At 72.6% G+C, this 22694-nt stretch carries 20 protein-coding genes, 1 tRNA gene and 1 pseudogene; 3 read left to right on the forward strand and 19 right to left on the reverse strand.

The annotated features are described in order from the left end of the window. Positions 1-14: 14 nt before the first annotated feature. From rho to BS73_RS15315, 8 genes are all read right to left on the reverse strand, one after another. Positions 15-1592 (reverse strand): transcription termination factor Rho, encoded by a 1578-nt coding sequence (rho, locus tag BS73_RS34695; protein ID WP_407675010.1) that lies wholly within the window; start codon positions 1590-1592, stop codon positions 15-17. Further along, positions 1589-2209: a Rho termination factor N-terminal domain-containing protein gene (locus tag BS73_RS40950; protein ID WP_407675011.1), complete on the reverse strand. Its 621-nt coding sequence runs from the start codon at positions 2207-2209 to the stop codon at positions 1589-1591. Before BS73_RS40950 ends, rho begins: the two co-directional genes overlap by 4 nt. A 523-nt stretch (positions 2210-2732) precedes the next feature. Continuing rightward, the gene (thrB, locus tag BS73_RS15290; RefSeq protein ID WP_037572810.1) at positions 2733-3731 is read right to left on the reverse strand and encodes a homoserine kinase; all 999 of its coding nucleotides are present in this window, start codon (positions 3729-3731) and stop codon (positions 2733-2735) included. 312 nt (positions 3732-4043) lie between these two features. After that, positions 4044-5135 carry a threonine synthase gene (thrC, locus tag BS73_RS15295; RefSeq protein WP_037572812.1) on the reverse strand — a complete coding sequence of 364 codons (1092 nt, stop codon included), beginning with the start codon at positions 5133-5135 and terminating at the stop codon, positions 4044-4046. A gap of 38 nt (positions 5136-5173) precedes the next feature. Beyond that, the gene (locus tag BS73_RS15300; RefSeq protein ID WP_037572814.1) at positions 5174-6475 is read right to left on the reverse strand and encodes a homoserine dehydrogenase; all 1302 of its coding nucleotides are present in this window, start codon (positions 6473-6475) and stop codon (positions 5174-5176) included. 96 nt (positions 6476-6571) lie between these two features. Further along, the gene (gene lysA / locus BS73_RS15305) at positions 6572-7993 is read right to left on the reverse strand and encodes a diaminopimelate decarboxylase (RefSeq protein ID WP_037572815.1); all 1422 of its coding nucleotides are present in this window, start codon (positions 7991-7993) and stop codon (positions 6572-6574) included. 151 nt (positions 7994-8144) lie between these two features. Continuing rightward, on the reverse strand, positions 8145-9812 hold the full coding sequence (gene argS / locus BS73_RS15310; RefSeq protein ID WP_037572818.1) for an arginine--tRNA ligase: 1668 nt from the start codon (positions 9810-9812) through the stop codon (positions 8145-8147). A gap of 106 nt (positions 9813-9918) precedes the next feature. After that, positions 9919-10305 carry a response regulator gene (locus BS73_RS15315; RefSeq protein ID WP_407675012.1) on the reverse strand — a complete coding sequence of 129 codons (387 nt, stop codon included), beginning with the start codon at positions 10303-10305 and terminating at the stop codon, positions 9919-9921. A 185-nt stretch (positions 10306-10490) separates the two neighbouring features. Here BS73_RS15315 and BS73_RS15320 point away from each other — a divergent pair. After that, positions 10491-10562 (forward strand) — tRNA-Arg (locus BS73_RS15320). A 146-nt stretch (positions 10563-10708) separates the two neighbouring features. Here the strand turns inward: BS73_RS15320 and BS73_RS15325 are convergent. The 7 genes and pseudogenes from BS73_RS15325 to BS73_RS15355 all read right to left on the reverse strand — a co-directional run bounded on the left by BS73_RS15325 (position 10709) and on the right by BS73_RS15355 (position 16205). After that, entirely contained in the window at positions 10709-11647 is a 939-nt protein-coding gene (locus BS73_RS15325; protein WP_235215418.1) for a restriction endonuclease, read from the reverse strand. Between the two features lie 804 nt (positions 11648-12451). Beyond that, complete coding sequence (locus BS73_RS15330) at positions 12452-13003, reverse strand: Uma2 family endonuclease (protein WP_037572827.1); 552 nt, start codon at positions 13001-13003, stop codon at positions 12452-12454. Positions 13004-13086: 83 nt separating this feature from the next. After that, positions 13087-13698, reverse strand: a complete 612-nt coding sequence (locus tag BS73_RS15335) for a restriction endonuclease (RefSeq protein WP_322987266.1) — start codon at positions 13696-13698, stop codon at positions 13087-13089. Between the two features lie 62 nt (positions 13699-13760). Continuing rightward, positions 13761-13997: a hypothetical protein gene (locus BS73_RS15340; protein ID WP_037572829.1), complete on the reverse strand. Its 237-nt coding sequence runs from the start codon at positions 13995-13997 to the stop codon at positions 13761-13763. Positions 13998-14166: 169 nt separating this feature from the next. Continuing rightward, on the reverse strand, positions 14167-14535 hold the full coding sequence (locus BS73_RS15345; RefSeq protein WP_322987311.1) for an Imm21 family immunity protein: 369 nt from the start codon (positions 14533-14535) through the stop codon (positions 14167-14169). Between the two features lie 92 nt (positions 14536-14627). Beyond that, positions 14628-15278: a hypothetical protein gene (locus BS73_RS15350; protein WP_152617616.1), complete on the reverse strand. Its 651-nt coding sequence runs from the start codon at positions 15276-15278 to the stop codon at positions 14628-14630. A gap of 25 nt (positions 15279-15303) precedes the next feature. Beyond that, positions 15304-16205: pseudogene (locus BS73_RS15355) on the reverse strand (LysR family transcriptional regulator). A gap of 71 nt (positions 16206-16276) precedes the next feature. Here BS73_RS15355 and BS73_RS40705 point away from each other — a divergent pair. Both BS73_RS40705 and BS73_RS15360 read left to right on the forward strand, forming a co-directional pair. Next, the gene (locus BS73_RS40705; RefSeq protein ID WP_322987268.1) at positions 16277-16510 is read left to right on the forward strand and encodes a dihydrodipicolinate synthase family protein; all 234 of its coding nucleotides are present in this window, start codon (positions 16277-16279) and stop codon (positions 16508-16510) included. After that, positions 16504-17178, forward strand: a complete 675-nt coding sequence (locus BS73_RS15360; RefSeq protein ID WP_322987269.1) for a dihydrodipicolinate synthase family protein — start codon at positions 16504-16506, stop codon at positions 17176-17178. The genes BS73_RS40705 and BS73_RS15360 overlap by 7 nt, the downstream gene beginning before the upstream one ends. 268 nt (positions 17179-17446) lie before the next feature. On the opposite strand, the gene BS73_RS15365 is transcribed toward BS73_RS15360, so the two are convergent. Genes BS73_RS15365 through BS73_RS15380 form a run of 4 tightly spaced genes read right to left on the reverse strand, consistent with a single transcriptional unit; the run spans position 17447 to position 22522 of the window. Then, complete coding sequence (locus tag BS73_RS15365) at positions 17447-18970, reverse strand: dihydroorotase (protein WP_051939964.1); 1524 nt, start codon at positions 18968-18970, stop codon at positions 17447-17449. Next, on the reverse strand, positions 18967-20496 hold the full coding sequence (locus tag BS73_RS15370; protein ID WP_235215419.1) for an FAD-dependent oxidoreductase: 1530 nt from the start codon (positions 20494-20496) through the stop codon (positions 18967-18969). Before BS73_RS15370 ends, BS73_RS15365 begins: the two co-directional genes overlap by 4 nt. Further along, positions 20493-21128, reverse strand: a complete 636-nt coding sequence (locus BS73_RS15375; protein WP_037572835.1) for an aspartate/glutamate racemase family protein — start codon at positions 21126-21128, stop codon at positions 20493-20495. The genes BS73_RS15370 and BS73_RS15375 overlap by 4 nt, the downstream gene beginning before the upstream one ends. After that, complete coding sequence (locus BS73_RS15380; protein WP_037572836.1) at positions 21125-22522, reverse strand: MmgE/PrpD family protein; 1398 nt, start codon at positions 22520-22522, stop codon at positions 21125-21127. The genes BS73_RS15375 and BS73_RS15380 overlap by 4 nt, the downstream gene beginning before the upstream one ends. Between the last annotated feature and the right edge of the window lie 172 nt (positions 22523-22694).

The following is a 22694-nucleotide window of genomic DNA, read 5'->3' on the forward strand; positions in this document are numbered from 1 at the left end:
CGATGAGTCGCCCGCTACTCCCCGGGGGCCGGGGTGGTCTTGGCGATCTGCATCAGGAACTCGCCGTTGCTCTTGGTCTCCTTCATCTTGTCCAGCAGCAGCTCGATGGCCTGCTGCTGGTCCAGAGCGTGGAGGACCCGGCGGAGCTTCCAGACGATGGCCAGCTCCTCGCTGCCCATCAGGATCTCCTCCTTGCGGGTGCCGGACGCGTCCACGTCCACCGCCGGGAAGATCCGCTTGTCGGCGAGCTTCCGGTCGAGCTTGAGCTCCATGTTGCCGGTGCCCTTGAACTCCTCGAAGATCACCTCGTCCATCCGCGAGCCGGTCTCGACCAGCGCGGTGGCCAGGATGGTCAGCGAGCCGCCGTTCTCGATGTTCCGCGCCGCGCCGAAGAACTTCTTCGGCGGGTAGAGCGCGGTCGAGTCGACACCACCGGAGAGGATGCGGCCGGAGGCCGGCGCCGCCAGGTTGTAGGCGCGGCCCAGACGGGTGATCGAGTCCAGCAGGATCACCACGTCGTGGCCCAGCTCCACCAGCCGCTTCGCCCGCTCGATGGCGAGCTCGGCGACCGTGGTGTGGTCCTCGGCCGGGCGGTCGAAGGTCGAGGAGATGACCTCGCCCTTCACCGACCGCTGCATGTCGGTGACCTCTTCCGGACGCTCGTCGACCAGGACGACCATCAGGTGGCACTCGGGGTTGTTGTGGGTGATCGCGTTGGCGATCGCCTGCAGGATCATCGTCTTGCCGGTCTTCGGCGGGGCGACGATCAGACCGCGCTGGCCCTTGCCGATCGGGGTCACCATGTCGATGATCCGGGTCGACAGCGCCGTCGGGTCGGTCTCCAGGCGCAGCCGCTCCTGCGGGTACAGGGGGGTCAGCTTGCCGAACTCGGCGCGGCCGCGGCCGTTCTCCGGGTCCATGCCGTTCACCGAGTCCAGGCGGACCAGGGCGTTGAACTTCTCCCGGCGCTCGCCCTCGCGCGGCTGGCGCACCGCGCCGGTGATCGCGTCACCCTTGCGCAGCCCGTTCTTCCGGACCTGGGCCAGCGAGACGTAGACGTCGTTCGGGCCGGGCAGGTAGCCGGAGGTCCGGACGAAGGCGTAGTTGTCCAGGATGTCGAGGATGCCCGCGACCGGGATCAGGACGTCGTCCTCGGAGATCTGCGGCTCGTTGGTGTCGAAGTCGCGCCCGCGGCCGCGGCGGTTGCGGTCCCGGTAGCGGCCCCGGCGCCGGCCGCGGCCGCCGTCGAAGTCGTCGTCGTCCTGGTTGTCGCGGCGGTCGCGGTCGCGGTTGTCGCGGTCCCGGTCGCCCCGGTTGCCGCGGTCCCGGTCGCCCCGGTTGCCGCCGTCGCCGTCCTGGGCCGCGTTGCCGCCGCCGGCGTTGCCGCCGCGGTCCCGGCGATCGCGGCGGTTGCGCCGGCCGCCCTCGCCACGCTGCTGCTGGTCGCCGTCGTCACCGCCCTGGCCGCCCTGGCGGCCCTCGCCGGACTCCGCGTTCTGGCGGTCCCGCTGGTTGCCGCGGTCCCGGCGGTCGCGGCGGCCGCCCTCGCGGGTCTCCCCGTCGCGGGTCGGCTGCTGCTGGATCTCCGTCACGGTCGCGGTGGCGGTGGCGGAGCCCGCCGTACCGGTCGCGGCCGCGGCGCCGGAGCGCTCCGACGGGGCCCGGCGGGCGCGGTGGCCCGGCGGGACCTGCGGGCCGGCGCGGCGGCGTCGCCGTTCGGCTGGCCCGGGATGTCGATCTGCTGCTGGGCCGCGCGCTCGGCCTCATCGGCCGACTCGCGGGTGACCCGCGAACGGCGGGTCGAACGGCCCTCGGACTCCTTCGCGGCCTCCCCGGCCCCGGCGCCGTCCTGCTCAGCCCCCTTGGCGGGCGCGGACCCGGCGGCCAGCGCGGAGTCGGCCACCTCGGCGCCCTCCGCGGCCTTGGCCCGGGAACGCGTCGGACGCTTCGCCGGCGCGGCGGTGTCCGCGCCGGCCGCGAGCAGCGGGTCCCCGCCGCTCTTCTCCTTGATGGCGTCGATGAGCTGCTGCTTGCGCATCCGCCCCGTACCGCTGATGCCGAGGCCGGAGGCGAGCTGCTGGAGCTCGGCGAGCACCATGGCGTTCAGCCCGGTGCCCGTGGTCCGACGGCGCTTCGGCGCCGGGGCGACGGCGGAGTCGGACGCCTCGGCGTCCGGGCGCGCGCCCATCAGATCGGTGGTGTCGCTCACGAAGGGTCCTTCCCTGGAGCGGACGTCGGCCATCTGGCTCGGCGACCGGTTGTGCTGTCCGTTCCTGCGGTTCCTGTTGTTGCAGGCCGGGGTCTGTTGAGCTGAGCGGAGCTTGGGCCCGCCCGCTGGCGGTGACTATGTTCCGCCGGTTGGCGGCGTGTTGACGTGCACGTCTTGCCTGGTCAGGCCGGCGGTGCTCGTCCGGGCCCAGTCGCGCCGGTCCGGCTGGCCCGGCACGGGATTGGAGAGATCACATGCGGGACTCAGACACCGGCACGGCTTCGGGATGCGGCCCCGTACGCGCAGGCAGGCTGCGTACGCGTGGGGGAAGGCTCCCGGAGAATCGTCGTCCCGGCCGAGCAGTCACCCCGGCGGACTAAAGGAGCACGACTGAAAGCGGCTCGGGACACGGAGCACCCGGCCCCGGGGGGCCCTCGGTGCAGCCATGAGGTTAACACTACTGGACCCAACAAACATTCCCCCACCCCGTCGACGTCAATCGTGGGTCATTCCGGCGGAACCCCTAATTCTCCTGGGGCGACGCGACGCCGCCGGCGCCCGTTCCGCCGCCGGTCAGCGGCAGGACGGCGGCTCCGTCGAGATCGATCCCCAGTCGGTGCGCGGACCACTCGCCGCCGGCGAAGCCGAGTACCTTCTCGACGACGGCGTCGGAGGTCTCCTCCCCGCTCCCCCGCTCTCCCCCGAGCAGCGCGAGGACGGTCGGCCCCGCGCCGGAGATCACCGCGGGCACGCCCTCCGCCCGCAGCGCCCCCACCAGCGCGGCGCTGCCGGGCATCGCCGGAGCGCGGTAGTCCTGGTGCAGCCGGTCCTCGGTGGCCGGGTAGAGCAGCCGCGGATCCCTGGTCACCGCCGCCACCAGCAGCGCCGACCGGGCCGCGTTGAAGGCGGCGTCCGCATGCGGAACCTGCTTGGGGAGCAGGCCGCGCGCCGTCTCCGTGAGCACCTCCTGGGAGGGCACGAAGACCACCGGCACCAGCCCGTCCGCCGGCTCCAGGCGCGCCGCGCGGGCGCGCTCCGAGCCGTCGGAGTCCGTCCACGCGATGGTGAACCCGCCGAGGAGGCAGGGTGCGACGTTGTCCGGGTGCCCCTCCAACTCCGAGGCCAGGGCCAGGAGTCCGGCGTCGTCGAGGCGCTCGGGTCCGCCGATGGTGACCGCACGGGCGGCCATCAGTCCGGCCACGATCGCCGCCGAGGAGGAGCCGAGGCCCCTCCCGTGGGGTATCCGGTTGGCGCACACCACCTCGAGACCGCGCGGCTGGCCGCCGAGCAGGTCGAAGGCGGCGCGCATCGAACGGACCATGAGGTGCCGTTCGTCGCGCGGGAGGGTGTCCGCGCCCTCCCCCGCGATGTCCACATGCAGATCGCTCTCCGCGACCCTCACCACCACGTCGTCGTAGAGGCTGAGGGCGAGGCCGAGCGAGTCGTAGCCGGGGCCCAGGTTCGCGGTGGTCGCGGGAACCCGGACCCGTACCGCGGCGGCGCGAAAAGCGGGACCGGCCATGTGTCGTGAACTCTCCTGGAGCGCTCGCCGGAGGAACGGCGGGATATCGGCGGTACTGCCCCCTGGCGGGGCTTTCGGGGATGTGCCAGCGGCGTGTGCGCGGCTGACGGGACTCAGCGTATCGAAGATGGGTTCTGCGGCGGTACACCCCCGCTGACAGCGAGCTTGCGTGTCTGCGCACGGCCGCTGTCGACGGCGGCGCCGGGCGCGGCGCGGCGGGCGGCGCACCCGCCGCGCTGGGCAGCGCAGACGCCGCGCCGGGCGCCGCGGTCGCCGCCGGGCGACCGGCCGCGCCGCCGGGGCGGGAGGCCGCTACACCAGGCCCAGCTGCAGCGCCGCCGCCTCCGCGTCCGCCCGGATGACCGTCGGCTGCGGCGCGCCCGCGACCGCCCAGTCGGGGTCCTTGAGGCCGTTGCCGGTGACGGTGCAGACGATCCGCTGCCCGGGGTCGACCAGCCCCTCCTCAGCCTTCTTCAGCAGGCCCGCCACCGAGGCCGCCGAGGCCGGCTCGACGAAGACGCCCTCCTGCGAGGCCAGCAGCCGGTACGCGGAGAGGATCTGGCGGTCCGTCACCTTGTCGATGAGTCCACCCGATTCGTCCCGCGCGGCCTCGGCGAAGTCCCAGGAGGCGGGGTTGCCGATGCGGATCGCGGTGGCGATCGTCTGCGGGTTGCGCACCGGCGCGCCGTCCACGATGGGCGCCGCGCCATGCGCCTGGAAGCCCCACATGCGCGGCGTACGCGTGGACATCCCGTCCTTGGCGTACTCCTGGTACCCCTTCCAGTACGCGGTGATGTTGCCCGCGTTCCCCACCGGGAGCACATGCAGGCCGGGCGCGTCGCCGAGCATGTCGACGATCTCGAAGGCGGCCGTCTTCTGCCCCTCGATACGCGCCGGATTGACCGAATTGACCAGGGCCACCGGGTAGTTGTCGCTCAGCCCGCGGGCTAGCGTCAGGCAGTCGTCGAAGTTCCCGTCCACCTGGAGGATCTTGGCGCCGTGCACCAGCGCCTGGCCCATCTTGCCCAGGGCGATCTTGCCCTGCGGGACCAGCACCGCGCAGACCATCCCGGCGCGCACCGCGTACGCCGCGGCGCTCGCGGAGGTGTTGCCGGTGGAGGCGCAGATGACCGCCTGCGCGCCCTCCTCCTTGGCCTTGGAGATGGCCATGGTCATGCCCCGGTCCTTGAAGGAGCCGGTCGGATTGGCGCCCTCCACCTTCAGGAAGACGTCGCAGCCGGTGCGCTCGGAGAGGACCTGCGCCGGGACCAGCGGCGTGCCGCCCTCCAGCAGCGTGACCACCGGCGTGTCCTCGGTGACCGGGAGGCGGTCCCCGTATTCGCGGATGAGGCCCCGCCACTGATGGGTGTGCGCCCCGCGGGACGCGTCGACGACGGCGTTCATGGCTGATTCCCTTGTCCGGTTCTCTCAGTTGCTCGGCGTTACTCGCCCTCGACCCGCATGATGCTGGCCACTGCGCGTACCGAGTCCAGCTTCTGCAGCTCGGCGATGGTGGCCGCGAGAGCGGCGTCCTTCGCCCGGTGGGTGACCACGACCAGCGAGGCATCCCCTTGACTGCCCTCGCGTCCCTGCTGGCGAACGGTGTCGATGGACACACCGTGCTCCGCGAAGACCCCGGCGACCTGCGAGAGGACACCGGCGCGGTCGTCCACGTCCAGGCTGACGTGGTAGCGGGTGACCACCTCGCCCATCGGGCTGACCGGCAGCTGGGCGTAGGCGGAGGCGCCCGGGCCGACCGCCCCGGCCAGCTTGTTGCGGCAGACCGCGACCAGGTCGCCGAGGACGGCGCTGGCGGTGGGGGCGCCGCCGGCGCCCGGACCGTAGAACATCAGCCGGCCGGCCGCCTCGGCCTCCACGAACACCGCGTTGTACGCGCCGCCGACATTGGCCAGCGGGTGGCTGCGCGGGATCATCGCCGGATGGACGCGGGCGGTGACCGCCGTGCCGTCGGGGGTGCGCTCGCAGATCGCGAGAAGCTTCATCACGCAGCCCATCTCCTTGGCGGAGGCGATGTCGGCGGCGGTGACCTCGGTGATGCCCTCGCGGAAGACGTCGTCCGCGGTGACCCGGGTGTGGAAGCCGATGCCGGCCAGGATGGCGGCCTTGGCGGCGGCGTCGAACCCCTCGACGTCGGCGGTCGGGTCGGCCTCGGCGTAACCGAGGGCGGTGGCCTCCTCCAGCGCCTCGGAGTACCCGGCGCCGGTGGACTCCATCTTGTCCAGGATGAAGTTGGTGGTGCCGTTGGTGATCCCGAGGATCCGGTTCACCTTGTCGCCGGCCAGCGACTCGCGCAGCGGGCGGAGCAGCGGGATGGCGCCGGCCACCGCGGCCTCGTAGTAGAGGTCGACGCCGGCCGCCGCCGCGGTGGCGTGGAGGGCAGCGCCGTCGGCGGCGAGCAGCGCCTTGTTGGCGCTGACCACCGAGGCGCCGTGCTCGAAGGCGGTGGTGATCAGGGAGCGCGCGGGCTCGATGCCGCCGATCACCTCGACCACCACGTCGATGTCGTCCCGTTTGACCAGGGCGGTGGCGTCGGTGGTGATCAGCTCGGAGGGGATGCCGGGGCGCTCGCGGCCGGCGCGACGGACGGCCACCCCGGCGAGCTCCACGGGGGCGCCGATCCGGGCGGCGAGGTCGGCCGTGTGCGTCGTCATGATGCGGGCGACCTCGGTGCCCACCACACCACAACCCAGCAGCGCCACCTTCAGCGGCCGCGTACGCATCATCCGACTCCGCTCATCCGTTTGCGTGTTCCGACCCAGTCTCGGCGAGGTCGCGTGACGATCTCCGCGCCTTCCAAAATCTGAGACCGGAGGTCTTCTCTAGTGTCCGACGTCCAGGCGCAGCAGGTCCTCCTCCGTCTCCCGGCGGACCAGGACCCGGGACGTGCCGTCCAGCACCGCGACCACGGGGGGCCGCAGGGCGTGGTTGTAGTTGCTGGCCATGGAGCGGCAGTAGGCGCCGGTGGCGGGCACGGCGAGGAGGTCCCCCGGGGCGGTGTCGGCGGGAAGGAAGGCGTCCCGCACGACGATGTCGCCGGACTCGCAGTGCTTGCCGACCACCCTGGACAGCATCGGCTCGGCGGCGCTCCGGCGCGAGGCCAGCGCCACCGAGTAGTCGGCGTCGTAGAGGGCGGTACGGATGTTGTCGGACATCCCGCCGTCCACACTGACGTAGGTGCGCAGGCCCTCCAGCGGCTTGACGGTGCCGACCTCGTAGAGGGTGAACGCGGTCGGGCCGACGATCGCCCGGCCCGGCTCCACCGACAGCCGGGGCGGGGTGAGATCGGCGGCCACGCACTCGCGGCGGACGATGTCGGCCAGCGACCTGGCGATCTCGGCGGGCTCGCGGGGGTCGTCCTCGCTGGTGTAGGCGATGCCGAGGCCGCCGCCGAGGTCGATCTCGGGCAGCTCCACGCCGTGCTCGTCGCGGATCTCGGCGAGGAGGCCGACCACCCGGCGGGCGGCCACCTCGAAGCCCGCGGTGTCGAAGATCTGCGAGCCGATGTGCGAGTGGATCCCGGCGAGCTCCAGGGAGTCCAGGTTGAGGACCCGGCGAACCGCCTCCGCGGCCTGGCCGCCGGTGAGCGAGAGACCGAACTTCTGGTCCTCGTGGGCGGTCGCGATGAACTCGTGGGTGTGCGCCTCGACACCGACCGTGACCCGGATCAGCACCCGCTGGCGGACGCCGAACTGCTGGGCCGCCCAGGCCAGGCGGGCGATCTCCTCGTAGGAGTCCACCACCACGTGGCCGACGCCGGCCTTGACCGCCTGCTCCAGCTCGTGGCGGGTCTTGTTGTTGCCGTGGAAGGCGATCCGCTCCGGCGGCATCCCGGCCGCCAGGGCCACCGCGAGCTCGCCGCCGCTGCACACGTCGAGGCTGAGCCCCTCCTCGTGCAGCCAGCGGACGACCGCCCGGCAGAGGAAGGCCTTGCCGGCGTAGTAGACGTCGGCGCCCTCGCTGCCGGGGCGCTCGGAGGCGAAGGCCTCCCGCCAGGCACGGCAGCGGGCCCGGAAGTCCGCCTCGTCCAGGATGAACGCCGGGGTGCCGTACTCCTCGGCGAGGGCCCGCACGTCGAGGCCGCCCACCTGGAGCGCGCCGCCCTCGGCGGCCTCGCCGCGGACCACGGTCCGCGCCCACACCTTCGGGTCGAGGGCGTTCAGGTCCTCCGGCGGCGCGGCGTAGTGGCCCTCGGGCAGCACGTCTCCGTGCCGGGGCCCGGCGGGGTGGGCGGAGCGGCTCATCTCGGTGAACTCCTGGGTGTTTCGCTGCCGGGCTCGGGGGCCGGCTCGTCGGGCTTCCGGGGTCGGGGTTCGGGGGTCGGGCTTTGGGCTTGGGCCTCGGGCTTTGGGCTTCGGGTTTGGGGCCTCGGGCCTCGCGCCTCGGGCTGGGGTGCTACATCCGCTCGGGGGCGGAGACCCCGAGGAGGTCGAGGCCATTGGCGATGACCGTGCGGGTGGCCTCCGCCAGCCACAGCCGGGCCCGGGTGAGGTCGGTGACCTCCTCGTCGCCGCGCGGCAGGATCCGGCAGTTGTCGTAGAACCGGTGGTAGTCCCGGGCCAGGTCCTCCAGATAGCGGGCGACCCGGTGCGGCTCGCGCAGCTCGCCGGCAGTGGCCAGCACGCCGGGGAACTCGCCGAGCCGGCCGAGCAGCTGGTTCTCCCACTCGCTGCTCAGCAGCTCCGGCTTGAAGTCCTCGGCGGCGCCGCGGTCGATGCCCAGCTCGGCGGCGTTGCGGGCGACCGAGCTCATCCGGGCGTGGGCGTACTGCACATAGAAGACGGGGTTCTCGTTCGACTGGCTGGTCAGCACGTCGATGTCGAGGGTGAGGGTGGAGTCGGTGGGCACCCGGGCCAGGGAGTACCGGGCGGCGTCCACGCCGATCCAGTCCACCACGTCGTCGATGGTGATGATGTTGCCCGCACGCTTGGACATGCGGACCTCCTCACCGTCCTTGAGCATCTTGACGAACTGGCCGATCAGCACCTCGATGTTGTGCGTCGGGTCGTCGCCGGCGCAGGCCACGATGGCCTTGAGGCGGCCCACGTAGCCGTGGTGGTCGGCGCCCAGCATGTAGACGGCGGTCTCGAAGCCGCGGTCCCGCTTGTCCAGGTAGTAGGCGGCGTCCGAGGCGAAGTAGGTGGTGTCGCCGTCGGCCTTGATCAGGACCCGGTCCTTGTCGTCGCCGAAGTCGGTGGTCCGCAGCCAGACCGCGCCGTCCTGGTCGTAGACGTGGCCCTGCTCCCGCAGCCGGTCGACGGCCTTGGCGACGGCGCCGGAGTCGTGCAGCGACTTCTCCGAGAACCAGACGTCGAAGTGGGCGCCGAAGTCGGCCATCGAGCGCTGGATCTCGGCGACCATCAGGCGGAGGCCCTCGGCCCGGAAGCGGGCCAGCTGCTCCTCCTCGGGAAGGTCGAGGAGGCCGGCGTTCCCGGGCTCGGCGAGGATCTGCTGGGCGATGTCGTTGATGTACTCGCCGACGTAGCCGTCCTCGGGGACCGGCCGCCCGTGGGCGGAGGCGAGGAGACTGGCGCCGAACTTGGTGATCTGCACGCCGGCGTCGTTGATGTAGTACTCGGTGGTGACCTCGGCGCCGGAGGCCCGGAGGACGCGCGCCAGCGAGTCGCCGACGGCGGCCCAGCGGACGCCGCCGATGTGGATCGGGCCGGTCGGGTTCGCCGAGACGAACTCCAGGTTGAGCTTCTGGCCGACGAAGGTGTCGTTGCGGCCGTAGTCCTTGCCGGCCTCGACGATGGTGCGGGCCAGCTCGCCCTGGGTGGCGGCGTCCAGGGTGATGTTGAGGAAGCCGGGCCCGGCGATGTCCACCTTCGCCACCCCGGGCAGCTCGCGCAGGCGGACCGCGACCAGCTCGGCGACCGCGCGCGGCGGCTTGCCGGCCGGCTTGGCGAGGACCAGCGCGACGTTGGTCGCGAAGTCGCCGTGGTCGCGGTTCTTCGGCCGCTCGACGTTCACCGTCTCGGGGACGGGGACGGTCAGCTCGCCTGCGTCTACGGCTGCGCTGACGGCGGTCTGGACTGCCTGGGAAAGCTCTGCGGGGGTCACGGTGCAAGGGTAGGCGACGGAGGGGGTCGCCCCGCCAACGGGTTTGACCGGTGAGACGCGCGCGGCGCGGGGAGCGCGCGGGGGGCGCGCGCGGGGTGCGCGCGGCCTACGCGCTCTCCGCGTCCACCGACTCCCGCCCGGCGCCCGGGGGCTGCTCGATCAGCCGGCGCACCAGCTCGATGAGGTCCGCGGGCTCGAAGGGCTTGCCCAGGTACCCGTCCACGCCGACCGACTGGCCGCGCTCCAGATCCGCCTGGGTGCAGGCGCTCACGATGGCTATCCGGACGTCCCGCGTCCGCGGGTCGGAGGCCAGCCGGGCCGCCGTCCGCAGGCCGTCCAGCCTGGGCATGACGACGTCCAGCGTCACCACGTCCGGGCGCACCGTGTGGACGACCTCCAGGCATTCGGCACCATCGGCCGCGGTCACCACCTCATAGCCCTCGAGCTCGAGGTTGACCCTGATCAGCTGCCGGATCACCGCGCTGTCGTCCACAACGAGGACCCGACCGGACAAGCCAGGCACATCACCCAGAGTAGAGACCCGAGGCACCCCCCGTACCCGCTTTCCGAAGATCGGCCGCCGATTCACCCCGGAGGAGACCCACCCGGAACCCGGTCACAACCACCCCTCCCAAGCTGGTAATGTTCTTCCCGTCGCAAGGCGATCGCCGAGCGGACGCCCCCGTAGCTCAGGGGATAGAGCAACGGCCTCCGGAGCCGTGTGCGCAGGTTCGAATCCTGCCGGGGGCACGTACTGGTCAGCGCAGTAATCACGCTGCTGACCTGCACGTGCCGGATGAAGAGAGGGCCGGACCCAGTCCCACTGGGTCCGGCCCTCTCTCGTTGTCTGGCGCTGCTCACGCGTGAGTAGCGAGTGAGTGCACCCCGGGCCGGCCCTACTCGTTCACCATCAGGTGGGCCGGGTAGTAGCAGCTCCCCGTCTCGTTCACGTGCCGCTTCTTCCGTCGTAACAGTTCGTCCAGCGTGATGCGGGCATCAAGCACACAGAAGAGATCCGTCCCCTCCATGGTGAGGAAACAGGAGCCTTCGCTGTAACGGCGCTTGACCCCCTGCGTGAAGCCGCCAACGCTGATGAAAAGCCCAAGGGCGTTCTTCCCCTTGCGGCGCACCTTCTCTACGAAGCTGTCAACCTGCTGGACCTCGATGGGCCCCTTCCACCACTTCGCCTCGACGATGTAGTCATCGGTGTCATACGTGATGGATCCGTCAATCTGCTCTTCTGGGAGCACATAGGACAGTCTCGGCTCAAGGTCAAATAACCGGAAGAGTCGGTTCAGAAAAGACTCAAACTCTCGTCCGGCTTTCTGCCGGTCCGTCTCACCCTCCAGTCTCAGGAACTCAGCCCTGAGACTCTGAAGCCGCTCGGCAAAGCTTCGGCGCGTCTCCATGACTACGCGGTGGGCAGCAAGGTCTTCGACAAACCGTTCCTGCTCGGCCACCAGCCCCCGATGGCGGCCTACGCAGCCCTTGAGCTGGCCTACGGCCTCTCGCGCTTCAGCAAGCAGGGACTCCGCGTCTTCGTGACGCTTGAGCGCCGGGAAGCTGGCCATCTCCGAGATCTCGACCATGAGGCGAAACGTCAGGTCCCCATAGTCGGACTCGTCGGCCTGGAGCCTGTCCACGAACTCATCAGCCGTGGCCCACTTGTAATCGTCGAAGTCGAGGCCATCCAGCAACTCCGGATGCCCCTTTGCCCAGCGACGGATGTACTTCTCCAGGTCGCGCTTGTACCAGAAGATCGATTTCAAGGCTACTGAGAGCGCGCCGTATGCCGCCGGACTGATCGGCTTCGGCTGCATCGACTCAACTGCCACGTCCCCACCGTTTCTCCCGCCGGCCACCCAACATCACCACCCTGGGCAGATAATCATGCCAGTGGATTCCGGAGGCGGGGGGCCATAGCGCCCGAAGTCCCCACCCCGCGAGGAGAGTTCGGAGTACTACAGGCCATCCACCGTCCCATCGCACGGGCGATCCTCTGGTTGTTCGCCCGTCGATGCAACCCTCATAGCGGCGATGGGTGGCCTCCGGCGAGTTCCCTGTGCGCCGCGCGACTTCGACTGTGGGCACTCCGGCGTTGAGCAGGGTCGTGATGCACGCGTGCCGCAGGGCGTACGGACGCCTGCCGAGCGGGGACGCCACCTTGTCCGGCGGCAGCGCATACGCGCGGGCTTCCTGCCAAACGCGCCAGTAGCTCGGTGTGCCGCGCACATCTCCCCGCTCGTTGGGAAACAGCTGGCCGTACGGCGCAGTGCCGAAGTCGGCCGCATGGGAGCGGAGTGGGGCCACCAATGGGGCAGGATGGGTGCCGGGCGGTCCGTGTTCGCCTCGCCGGTCTTCAGCTCCAGATGGTTGTGGCGCTTGCCGGGGTCGGTCCACCCACCCCATCCCACCAAGAAACCCCATCACGATCGGTAAGACAAAGCCGGGAGCCATTCCGAGTCATACGGCGGCCACCCGCCCGCGTCCCGGCACCGGCACGGGCCACGCATCGTGCGCCCCTCCGGCCCCACGCGCACGCAGGGCCCCACCGCCCGGCCCCACCCTCCGTGACCGCAGAAGGCTCCGAGCCAGTGCCGCACCCGAACCTGGCAGCGACCCCAAGGCAGGAGCGCGGGTCAGCGGGTTCCGGTGGCGGTGTCGGGGCGGGGCAGCTCGTCCAAGTCGAGGGTGAAGGTGCGGCCGTCCGCCAGGGGGATCGGGAGCTTTCCGGTGCCGTAGGCGTGGGTGTGCGCGGCGATGTACCCGGCGCCGGTGGGCTGGGTGTGGACGACGACCTCCGCGGCGTACGGATCCACGACGAGGTAGACCGGGATGCCGTGGCGGCCGTACTTGGCGGTGCAGTCGTCGTAGTCCTTGCGCGCTGAGGAGACCGACACCACCTCGGCGATCAGCAGGACGTCCTCGAAGCTGTACCGCTTGCCCTGCCTGCGCGCGTCCTCACGGAGGATGGCGAAGTCAGGGGCCGAGTTCTCGTCTGCCGGAAAGTCGAGGTACACGTCGGAGGTGATCTTCGCGTGACGGCCCAGGGCGAGGGAGTCGATCTGCATCGAGCGAATGGTGCTGGAGTGCTCCTCGCTCTGCGGAGTCATGATCACCTTCCCGTCGGCACCGAAGAAGACCGTGTATCCCTCGGGGAACTCGGTGTGCATGATCGCCTCGACGCTCATCAACGGCTCCTTCCCGTCACCAGACAGAATACGGATCTCCTCGCTTCCGGCGCCGTACGCCCGGCGGGTCGGAGCGGTTCACATCATCTGATGAGTCCGCGTCTGGCCGGGGCTGGGAGCTTGTCGAGTAGCTGCCACAGGGGGTGGGGGCCGGCGGCCCAGCGGGCGAGGAGGCTGCGGTCTACGAGATGGATGCGCTGGGCCTTGGCGAAGGCGGGCGCCCTGGTGGAGAAGCGGCCGTTGGTGACCGCGACGACTACGTCCGCGCCGTGCACCGGGCGGGCGGTGCCGTTCAGGCGCTGCAGGTCGGGCGTGCCGACCGCGGAACCCGCGAGTCCGTCGCGGCGGTGCTTGGCCTGGAATATCCACACCCGCCCCAGCGGGTCGACCGCGCGTACGTCGCAGCCCTGGTCCCCGGCGCCGCCGGTGCGTTCGGCGCGGGCGCCGTCGCGGCGCAGCAAATCGCGTATTGCGTACTCGAAGCCGTCGTGCCGCAGCGCGTCCAGCTCGGCCAAGTGCAGACGCAGCGTCCGCAACTGCTCCGCCGCTCGCGCCCGGCGCTGCCGGCGGCCCTGCCACAGCGCGACGCCCCCACCGCCGGCCGCCAGGCCGAGCAGGAGCAGCAACCACCAGTGCACGAAGAGGAAATGCACCACCGCGTAGGCCAGGACCAGTGCCACCACGCCGGCGATCAACAGCGCCGGCTCCCCCGGTGAACCGGCCGCGGCCCGGCCTCGGCGCCTGCGCCGGGCGGCCATCAGCCGCGCCCCTGCAGCGATACGGCGAAGGCCAGGGCGGTGGAGGCGGGACGCGGCGAGGCACTGCCCGCGGGCGGCACGGTGACGGTGACGTTGTGGCTGGCCATCCCCCACAGGACAGCCAGGAAGACCAGCAGCCCCGCACCGCCACCGGCGGCTGCAGTCCTCGGGGCGGAGCGCGTGTGCGCGCTCACCTGGGTGCTGTCGCGCTTGGTGTAGGCCCGGACGTCGACCATGATCCCCCCTGCTGCGGTTATCGTGATCCGAACAGCCCCTCCACTGCAGTACAGCAGAGGGCACTGACAACGCCGCCCGGGCCCGCAGCCGGGGCGCATCGCGGCGGCAGCGGCAGGCGCACCCGGGCTCTCGGCGGTCAGTCTTCGGCAGGCAGGAGTTGGACCAGGCCTACCCAGGCTGTTTCGCCCAGCTCACTGTGGATGGCGCGGACGTGCCAGGTGCCGCAGTCCTCCCAGTCGGCGGTCTAGTCCGTGAGGAGGGCGTGGGCGGCCGACAGCAGGGGGCCTCCGAGTCGGCTGCGAGCCAGCAGAGGAAGGCGCGGTGTTCCGGCAGGTAGCAGCTGGTCGCCGGCTCGTCCGCCAGGACCAGGGCCTGGGCGGGGCCGTCGCCGACCGCGATCACCCCCGCGAGGCCGTCCACCGTGCAGGCGCGGTCGTAGTCATCGGGGGCAGCGCCGCCGATGACCAGCCCGTGGAGAGTCCCGCCGGCCCAGGCGTCGAGGGCGGAGACCGGGACCGCGATCAGCGGGCCGCCCATCGACTCCACCCAGGCGCGGGTGGGCGGCGGGCATTCGGGACCGGGCGACTTGTCCACGGGGGCATTCTGGCGGGCCCGGGCTGAAGGTTCGTTCACGGCGTCGGGGTGGCGGAGGCTGACGCTGCGCGGAGGGTGCGGTGGGCGGTGGCCGGATCGTCGGCGGCGAGGTGGAGGTGGCGGGCGCGCAGGGTTGAGCTGTCGGCCAGGCGGAGTTCGAGGGGGGCTCGGAGGGTGAGGCGGAGTTCGGCGGTTCCGGTGACGTTGCAGATCACCGAGTCCGCTCGGCCCGGGACGGGACGCAGGCCGCGGCCGCTGACCGAGAGGCGTTCGCGGCGGACCGTCTCGATGTCGGCGAGTGGGACGGTGAACTGGTCGAAGAGGCCCGCGCGTACGGTCAGTGCCGTGGCGGTCAGACGATGCGGGTTGCGGCGGGTGACGGCGCCGAAGGCGATCGTGCCGTCGATCAGCAGGGCCAGCCAGAGCAGGTGGAACGGGCGCCAGGCGGGCGGGAGCATCGAGACGTCCATCAGGCCCTCGACGACGGCCTCGGCGCCCACCAGCAGGTAGGCCATCGTGCGCAGTTCCGCCGAGTGGCCGATGGCGGTCTCGGTCGGGGCCAGGATCGGCCGCCGGGCGTAGCCGGCGAACATGTCCCGCAGCGCGGCGGCCAGCAGCCGCTGCGGACCCTCGGGGCGAACCGTGACCGCACCCATCGGTGCCTCCCAACTGCCGACCGTGCTCACTGGATTACATGCTATTGACGTGCTGTCAGATGAGAAGGGCGGATGTTGGTGGTGCTGCCCTGTGGAGGGCTGTGGTGAGGGCCTGGATGGCCGGGTGGTGGGTGGCGCCGGTGCGGTGGGCGATGTGGGTGCGGCGGTGGAGGGGGAGGGGGGCGAGGTGGACGCCGGGGGGTGGGGTGAGGGCGGCCAGGTGGGGGACGAGGGCGATGCCCTGGGCGGCGGCTGCCAGGGAGAGGACGGTGGCGAACTCGTCGATCTGGTGGCGGATTCGGGGGGTGAAGCCGGCGGCCTGGCAGGCGCGGAGAGTCAGGGCGTGGCAGAGGGTGCCGGGGGTGGCGGTGATCCAGGGGGACTCGGCGGCCTCCGGGGGGAGAGTGGGGGCCGGGGCGGAGAGGGGGCGGCCGAGGCGAGGTACATGGGCTCGGTGAGGAGGTGGGCCGTGGTGATTCCCGGTTCGGGTGGCAGGGGGACGTGGTCGTACTCGTGGACGAGGGCGATGCCGAGGTCGCCGGCGCGGAGGGCGGGGGCGACGTCGGCCGGGTCGATCTCGCGGACCATCGGTTCCAGGCCGGGGTGGTCGCGGGCCAGTCGGGAGAGGGCGGCGGGGAGGAGGGCGCGGGCGGCGGTGGGGAAGGCGCCGATGCGGAGGGGGCCGGAGAGGCCCCGGCGGGTGTCGGCGAGTTCGGCCGCCGCCTGTTCGAGGCGGGCGAGCACCGCCTCGGCGTGGCGGACTAGATTCTCCCCCGCCGGGGTGAGGGCGACGGTCCGGCCGGTGCGTTCCAGGAGGGGGACGCCGGCCTCCCGTTCCAGGGTGCTGAGCTGCTGGGAGACCGCCGAAGGGGTGAAGGAGAGGGCCTCGGCGACGGCGGCGATGGTGCCGCGCAGGGAGAGTTCGCGCAGCAGGCGGAGGCGTCGGACGTCGAGCATCGGCTCAGCTTACGAGTAGAGGAAGGAAAGCGAACTGGACCTGATGGTGGGGGTCGGGCCAGGGTCGGGCCATGGAGAGCTTCGGGATACGTGGGGTGCATGTGCCGCTGGTGACGCCGTTCGGGGTGGATGGGGGTGTGGATCTGCGGGCCCTGGAGGGGCTGGCGCGGGAGGTGCTGGAGGCGGGGGCGGACGGGATCGTCGCCCTGGGGACCACGGGTGAGACGGCCACGCTGGACGCGGGTGAGAAGGCGGCGGTCGTGGAGGTGTGCGGGCGGGTCTGCCGGGAGCGGGGGCGGTGCTGACCGTGGGGGCCGGGGGCAGTGATACCCGGGCCACCGCAAGGGAGTTGGCCGCGCTGGGGAGGCAGGGGGCGGCGGATGCGGCGCTGGTGCCGGTGCCGGCGTTCACCCGGCCGTCGGCGGCGGGGGTGCGGGCGCATTTCGAGCGGCTGGCCGGTAGCAGTCCGCTGCCGCTGATCGTCTACCACGTGCCGTACCGCACGGCCCGGCCGCTCGGGGCGGCGGATCTGCGGGCGATCGGCGCCCTGCCCGCCGTACGCGGGGTGAAGCTGGCCACCGGGGCGATCGACCAGGAGGTGGTGGATCTCCTCGGGGCTCCGCCGCCGGACTTCGCGGTGCTGGCCGGGGACGACGTGCTGCTGTCGCCGATGCTGGCGCTCGGCGCCGCCGGCGGAATCCTGGCCTCGGCGAACCTGGCCGCCGCCCCCTTCGTGGAGCTGGTGGGGGCGTGGCGGCGGGGCGAGGGCGGCCTGGAGCGCGCCAGGGCGCTCGGTGGCGCGCTAGCGCGGCTGTCCGCCGCCGCCTTCGCCGAGCCCAACCCGGCCGTGATCAAGGGCGTGCTGCAGGCCCGCGGGCGGATCCCGACAGCGGAGGTACGGCTCCCGCTGCTGGCCGTGCGGCGGGAGTCGGTGGCGAAGGCGCTGAAGTTGCTGGCGGAGTGGGGCTGGTGATGGTTCGTCAACTGAGGGGACTGAGCTTCGCAGCGTGATGTCGCGGCCCGGGTTGTCGCGGCACAGCCGCACAACCAGGGGCGCGGGGAACTGCGCGCCCAGCGGCTTGCGGCGTCGCAGCCGGGTACGGAGTCCGGGTTGCAACCCAGGCGCCGTTGCCGCCTCCGGCGGCGTGGGCGGCTGGGCGCGCCCACGCGGCGGAGCCGCAGATGGCAGAGCCCCGCGCCTGAGATTCGCGCCTGCGGCGCTGCATCCGGGGCCGCGGGTTTCAGCGCTTGGTGGACGTCGGGCGGGGCAGGTAGCGGCCGTTGGCTTCGCCGGTGACCTTGCCGTCGGCGTAGATCCGGCGGCCGCGGAGGAAGGTGGAGTCGACGGTGGCGCCGATCTCCAGGCCCTGGAGCGGGGTGTACTCCTGGGCGGACTCGGAGTCGGCGGCGTCGACGGTCCAGGAGCGGTCTGGGTCGACCAGCACCAGGTCGGCGTCGTAGCCGACGGCGATCTGGCCCTTGGTGGCGCCGAGGCCGAAGCGCTTCGCCGGGTTCCAGGCGGTCAGCTCGGCGGCCCGCTGCGGGCTGAGCCCGTGCGCGCGGCCGGCGCCGACCAGGCCGGGCAGCAGGTACTCGGTGCCGCCGAAGCCGGACTTGGCGGCGAAGACGTCGTCGGCCGGGTCGCCGAACTTCATCTCCTCCTTGCAGCAGGCGTGGTCGCTGACCACCCAGGAGATGTCGCCGGCCACCAGGTGCTCCCAGAGGGCGTCCACGTCCTCCTGCGGGCGCAGCGGCGGGTTGACCTTGCCGCCGACCCCGGAGGCCGTCTCGATGTTCGCCAGCAGGTGGCCGATGGTGACCTCGCGGCGGAAGTCGACGTGCGGGAAGGTCTTCGCCATCAGCATGGCCGCCTCCACCGCCTTGCGGGAGGAGAGGTGGAGGAGGTTGATGTTGGGCAGGCCGGTCTCGTGCGCGAGGTACGAGGCGATGGTGACGGCCAGGCCCTCGGAGTGCGGCGGGCGGGAGGCGCTGTACGCGGCCAGGCCTTCCAGGCTGCCCTCCTCCTCGACCAGCTTGGTGTAGGCGGTCATGATCTCGGCGGTCTCGCAGTGGAGGGAGAGCGAGATCTCGTCGGCGCGGTCCGGGAAGGCCTCGCGGGCGGCCTGCACCCCGCGCATGACGAACTCGAAGTGGGCGAGGTCGTACCGCTCCCCCGGCGGGATCATCAGGAAGTCGTTCTGCGAGGAGGAGCGGCCGTGCAGGCCGTGGCTGCCGTAGAACATGAAGATCTTGAACGAGGTGACCCCGAACTCCTCGACCAGGCGCGGGAGTTCGTCGATGTGCGACTTCTGCATGGGAGCCAGGTGGAAGCCGTAGTCCACATGCGAGAGGCCCTCAGCACCCTCCAGGACGAGGGGGAAGACCTCCTGGTAGCTGCCGCCGCGGTTCATGTAGTACTGGCCGGTGCGCATGTAGGTGAGGGCGGTGGTGACGCCGCCCTGGGCACAGGCGCGGCTCTCCGAGACGGTGTCATCGGAGAGCGGGTTGTAGATGCCCCAGTGCTGGTGGGCGTCGACGACGCCGGGGAAGGCGAGGAGGCCGCGGCCGTCGACGACCTCGCGGGCGAGCTCGGGGCGGATGTCCGGCTCGATGCGGCGGAAGACGCCGTCGGCGATGCCGATGTCGGTGGCCGGGGTGTCGGGGGCGTCGTGGTGGACCAGGCGGACGTTCTTGACCAGCAGGTCGAACTCGAAGTCGGAGCCGGTAGCGGAGCCGGAGCCGGTGGCGGAGCCGTTGTCGCTCATCGTGCGGTGCCCTTCGTCAGGTGCGGGTTGGGTACGGAGGCGGCGAGGTGGCCGGCCGCGAGCCAGGCCAGGCCGAGTGCGGGGAGGAGGCCGTTTCCGGCGAGGTAGCCGTCGGCGCCGTGGCCGGAGATGCCGTGCGCGGCGCCGCCGGAGGCGTACAGGCCCGGCAGGGGGGCGCCCGCGGCGTCGAGTACGCGGGCGTGCTCGTCGACGACCAGGCCGCCCTGGGTGTGGAAGAGCGCGGGGACGACCTCCACGGCGGCGTACGGGGGTTCGAGGGGGGCCTCGAAGAAGGCGCGGCCGTACGGGTCCTGGCGGCCGCCGCCAGGACCCGTACGGCCGCGCGCGCCGGCGGACTGCTGGGCGAGCGAGGCGCGCAGGGCCTCGGGGGCGCAGCCGATCCGGGCGGCCAGCGCCTCGGCGTCCTCGGCCCAGGTGAGCGCGCCGGCCTCGACGGTCTGCCGGAAGTCGGTGAAGGAGCCGCAGAGGTCCTGGATGCGGCGGTCCAGGACGATCCAGCCGCGGGCCTCCGGGCGGGCCGCGAGGGCGGCGGCGTACTCGGAGTAGCCGCAGGTCTCGTCGCCGAAGCGGGCGCCGGAGGCGTCGACCATGATCGCACCGTGCATGATGGTCGCCCAGCCGACCAGGGTGGCCGAGCGGCGGGCGAGGGCGGCGTGGCCCTGGTAGGCGTCCAGGTAGTCGGCGGCGGCGCCGTGCCGGAGGCCGATCGCCAGAGCGTCGCCCCGGGAGAACTGGCCGCCGTGGTAGGCGGCCTGGGCGATCTCGGGGAGGTGGCGGGCGACCAGTTCCCGGTCGGCGCCGTAGCCGTTGGTGGCGAGGAGGACGGCCCGGGCGGGGATGGTCTCGCGGCGGCCGTCGGGGTACTCCAGGACGGCGCCGGTCAGAGCGCCGTCGGGGCCGCCAGGGCCACCGGGGCTGTCGGGACCGCCGGGGCCGCTACCACCGGGACCGCCGACGCCTCCGCCGCGGCCGTCGGCGAAAACGACGTCGACCAGCCGCGCCGGGATCAGGAAGTCGATCGACGGGCTGCGGCGGGCCTGCTCGTACAGTCCGCGGAGGAGCGCCGAGCCGTGCCGGCCGGGGACGGTGTGGAGGCGGTCGGCGGAGTGGCCGGGGTAGCTGAAGTCGCGGACCAGCTCGATGGGCAGGCCGACCCGGTCGGCGAGCCACTCCACCAGCGGGGCGCCGGCCCGGGCGAGGGCGGCGGCGAGCCGCGGGTCCGCGGCGCCATGGGTCTTGGCCTGGACGTCGGCGAGGAAGCGCTCCGGGTCGTCCTCGACGCCGGCCTCCCGCTGCCAGCGGGAGCCGGGGCCGGGGATCATCGCGGTGGACATCGAGGTGTTGTTGCCGCGGAGGAACTGCTCGTCCGGGTCGACGACCAGGACGCTGAGGCCCTGCTCGGCCGCCCGGAGCGCCCCGGCGAGTCCGCCGCCGGCGCCGGCCACGACCAGGTCGACGGCGTCCTCGTGCAGGGCCGCCGCGACGCTGTCCTCGTTGCGGGTCACAGGGCGGCTCCGGCGGCGAGGAGGGAGAGGGCGAGGGCGGCCGGGTCGACCAGCCGCACCCGGTGGGCGGGTCCGGGGTCCACCGCCGAGCAGCCGTTGACCACGGTGCCGACGCCCCGCGCGGCGAAGTCGTCGAGTGCGCCGCGCACCGCCCGGTGCCAGCGTCCGGCGTCGGCGACCGCGTCGAGTTCGAGGTCGAGGACGGTGACCCCGGCGAACCAGGCGTCGAGTCCGTAGTCGTGGACGCGTTTGGCGAGGGCTGCGGCGATGGCCGGGTTGCGGGTGACGGCGCCGAAGCGCTCACCGCGGGCGGCGAGGTGGGCGGCGGCGATCCGCAGCATGCCGACCGGGCCGACGGTGTCCCCGGCCGGCTCGGCCGGCACCCCGGGATCGAGCACGCAGTCCGGCATCCGTACCAGCCCCGGCCCGGCCGGCTGGGCGTCCAGGGCGGCGGTGACCAGCGCGGTGGAGGCGGCGATGTCGGCGGCGGTGGCGAGTTGACGCGGGCCGTGCGGCGGCAGGGGGTCGAGGGCGAACTCCACGCCGGGCGGGCAGAGCCGGGCGTAGCGCTCTCGCCGCCGTTCGAGTTCCGCCTGGTCGACGACGATGGGGGTGACTGAGGTGATCTTCATCGGGTTCGGATTCCTTCCGCGGCGAGCGGGCGGAGCAGTTCCCCCGCGTCCGGGGCCCCGGGGAGGGCGGTGGCGGCGCGGGCGAAGGCGTCGACCGCCGCGCGGTCCCCCAGCAGCCCTGCCAGCATCGCGGACAGTGCGGCGTCGTCGAAGGGCCGGTGGTCGCTGTCGCCCACCGGATTGGGGGCGCTCAGCCGCAGGCTGCGGCCGTCGGCCAGCCGGGCGTGCAGCTCGGCGGCGCGCCGGTCGGGCAGCTGCGCGGTGAGCGCGGGGTCCTCGCCTACCGCCACCCGGGCGGCCAGCCTGCGCAGCAGCGGGTCCTCCCGCGGTCCGCGGTCGGCGGTGGCCGGGGCGACCTCTCCGTAGAGCAGTGCGGCGGAGACCGCGTACGGGACGGAGAACATCGCCGCGAGGGGGCTGTCCCAGTCGGTGCGGTCCAGTGGTGCGGCCAGCGAGTGGGTGGCGACCGCCAACTCCTCGACGCGGTCCGCGATCTGTTCCGGCGTCAGGCCGGTGAGATGGCGGTCGCGCAGTTCGATGGCGAGGTCGGCGGCGGGGTGGGTGTAGGAGCAGGAGGCGTGCCGCTTGAAGTAGTTGCCGAGGATCAGCCAGTCCGCGCCGAGCCCGGCGGTGAGCCGGTCCGGTGCGAAGCGGCCGAGGAGGGTGCCGAGGGTGAGGGCCGCGGTGCCGCTGTTGCGGACGACTCCGGCCTGGGCGAGCCGGGCGGCGGTGAGCCCGGAGAGGGCGCCGGCGCCGACCCAGGCGTCCCGGACCCGGTGGCCGTCCAGCGCGCTGTCGAAGCGGCCGGCGATCGGCAGGCCGGCGGCGGTGTCGATGGCGGCGGCGACCGCGGCGGCCGGCAGGCCGAGGAGTACGGAGCAGCCGGCCGCCGCCCCCGCGATCCCCCAACTGCCGTGCGGGTGAACGCCGTTGTGCAGCACTGTGGCCCGCCCGAAGCGGGCCGCCACCTCGTAGCCGGCGAGGAGTGCCAGCGCCGTCCGCTCGCCGGACGCGCCGGAGTCGGCGGCCAGCGCCAGGATCGCCGGAAGGCTGTGCGCGGCCGGATGGCCGCGGGCGTACTTGTTGCCCTCGTCGAGCTCGCAGCAGACCAGCGCGCCGGCGTTGAGGAACGCGGCCGCGTCGACCGTGGTCAGGACGCCGGCGCCGAGGACCGGGGCACCGCCCGGCGGTTGCGGCCAGCCGGCCCGGATCCGGGCCTGGTCGGCGGTGCGGGCGCCGGCCGCCGTGACGGCCAGGGTGTCCAGCAGGACGGCGGACAGCCGCTGCCGCACCTCGGGCGGCACCTGCTCCCAGCGGAGCGCTGCGATCCACTCGGCGAGGGCGGCCACCTGCTCGGCGGCGATGCGCTTGTCGGTCCTGAGCGAGTCCGACACTCTGCGCCTCCCCTCTCTCGAATTCGTTCCGGTGAACGGAACGGGAAGATGGAAAGATGATTTCAGGCTATCGGCGGCGCGGTCAATACCCCCTGTCCCCCGATAGGATTCCCGGTGTTTGCAGCAATTTCTCCCCTTGACTGGCCCCGGAAGCGGTGCTTCCCTGATGTAC

Source organism: Phaeacidiphilus oryzae TH49 (assembly GCF_000744815.1).
GTDB lineage: Bacteria > Actinomycetota > Actinomycetes > Streptomycetales > Streptomycetaceae > Phaeacidiphilus > Phaeacidiphilus oryzae.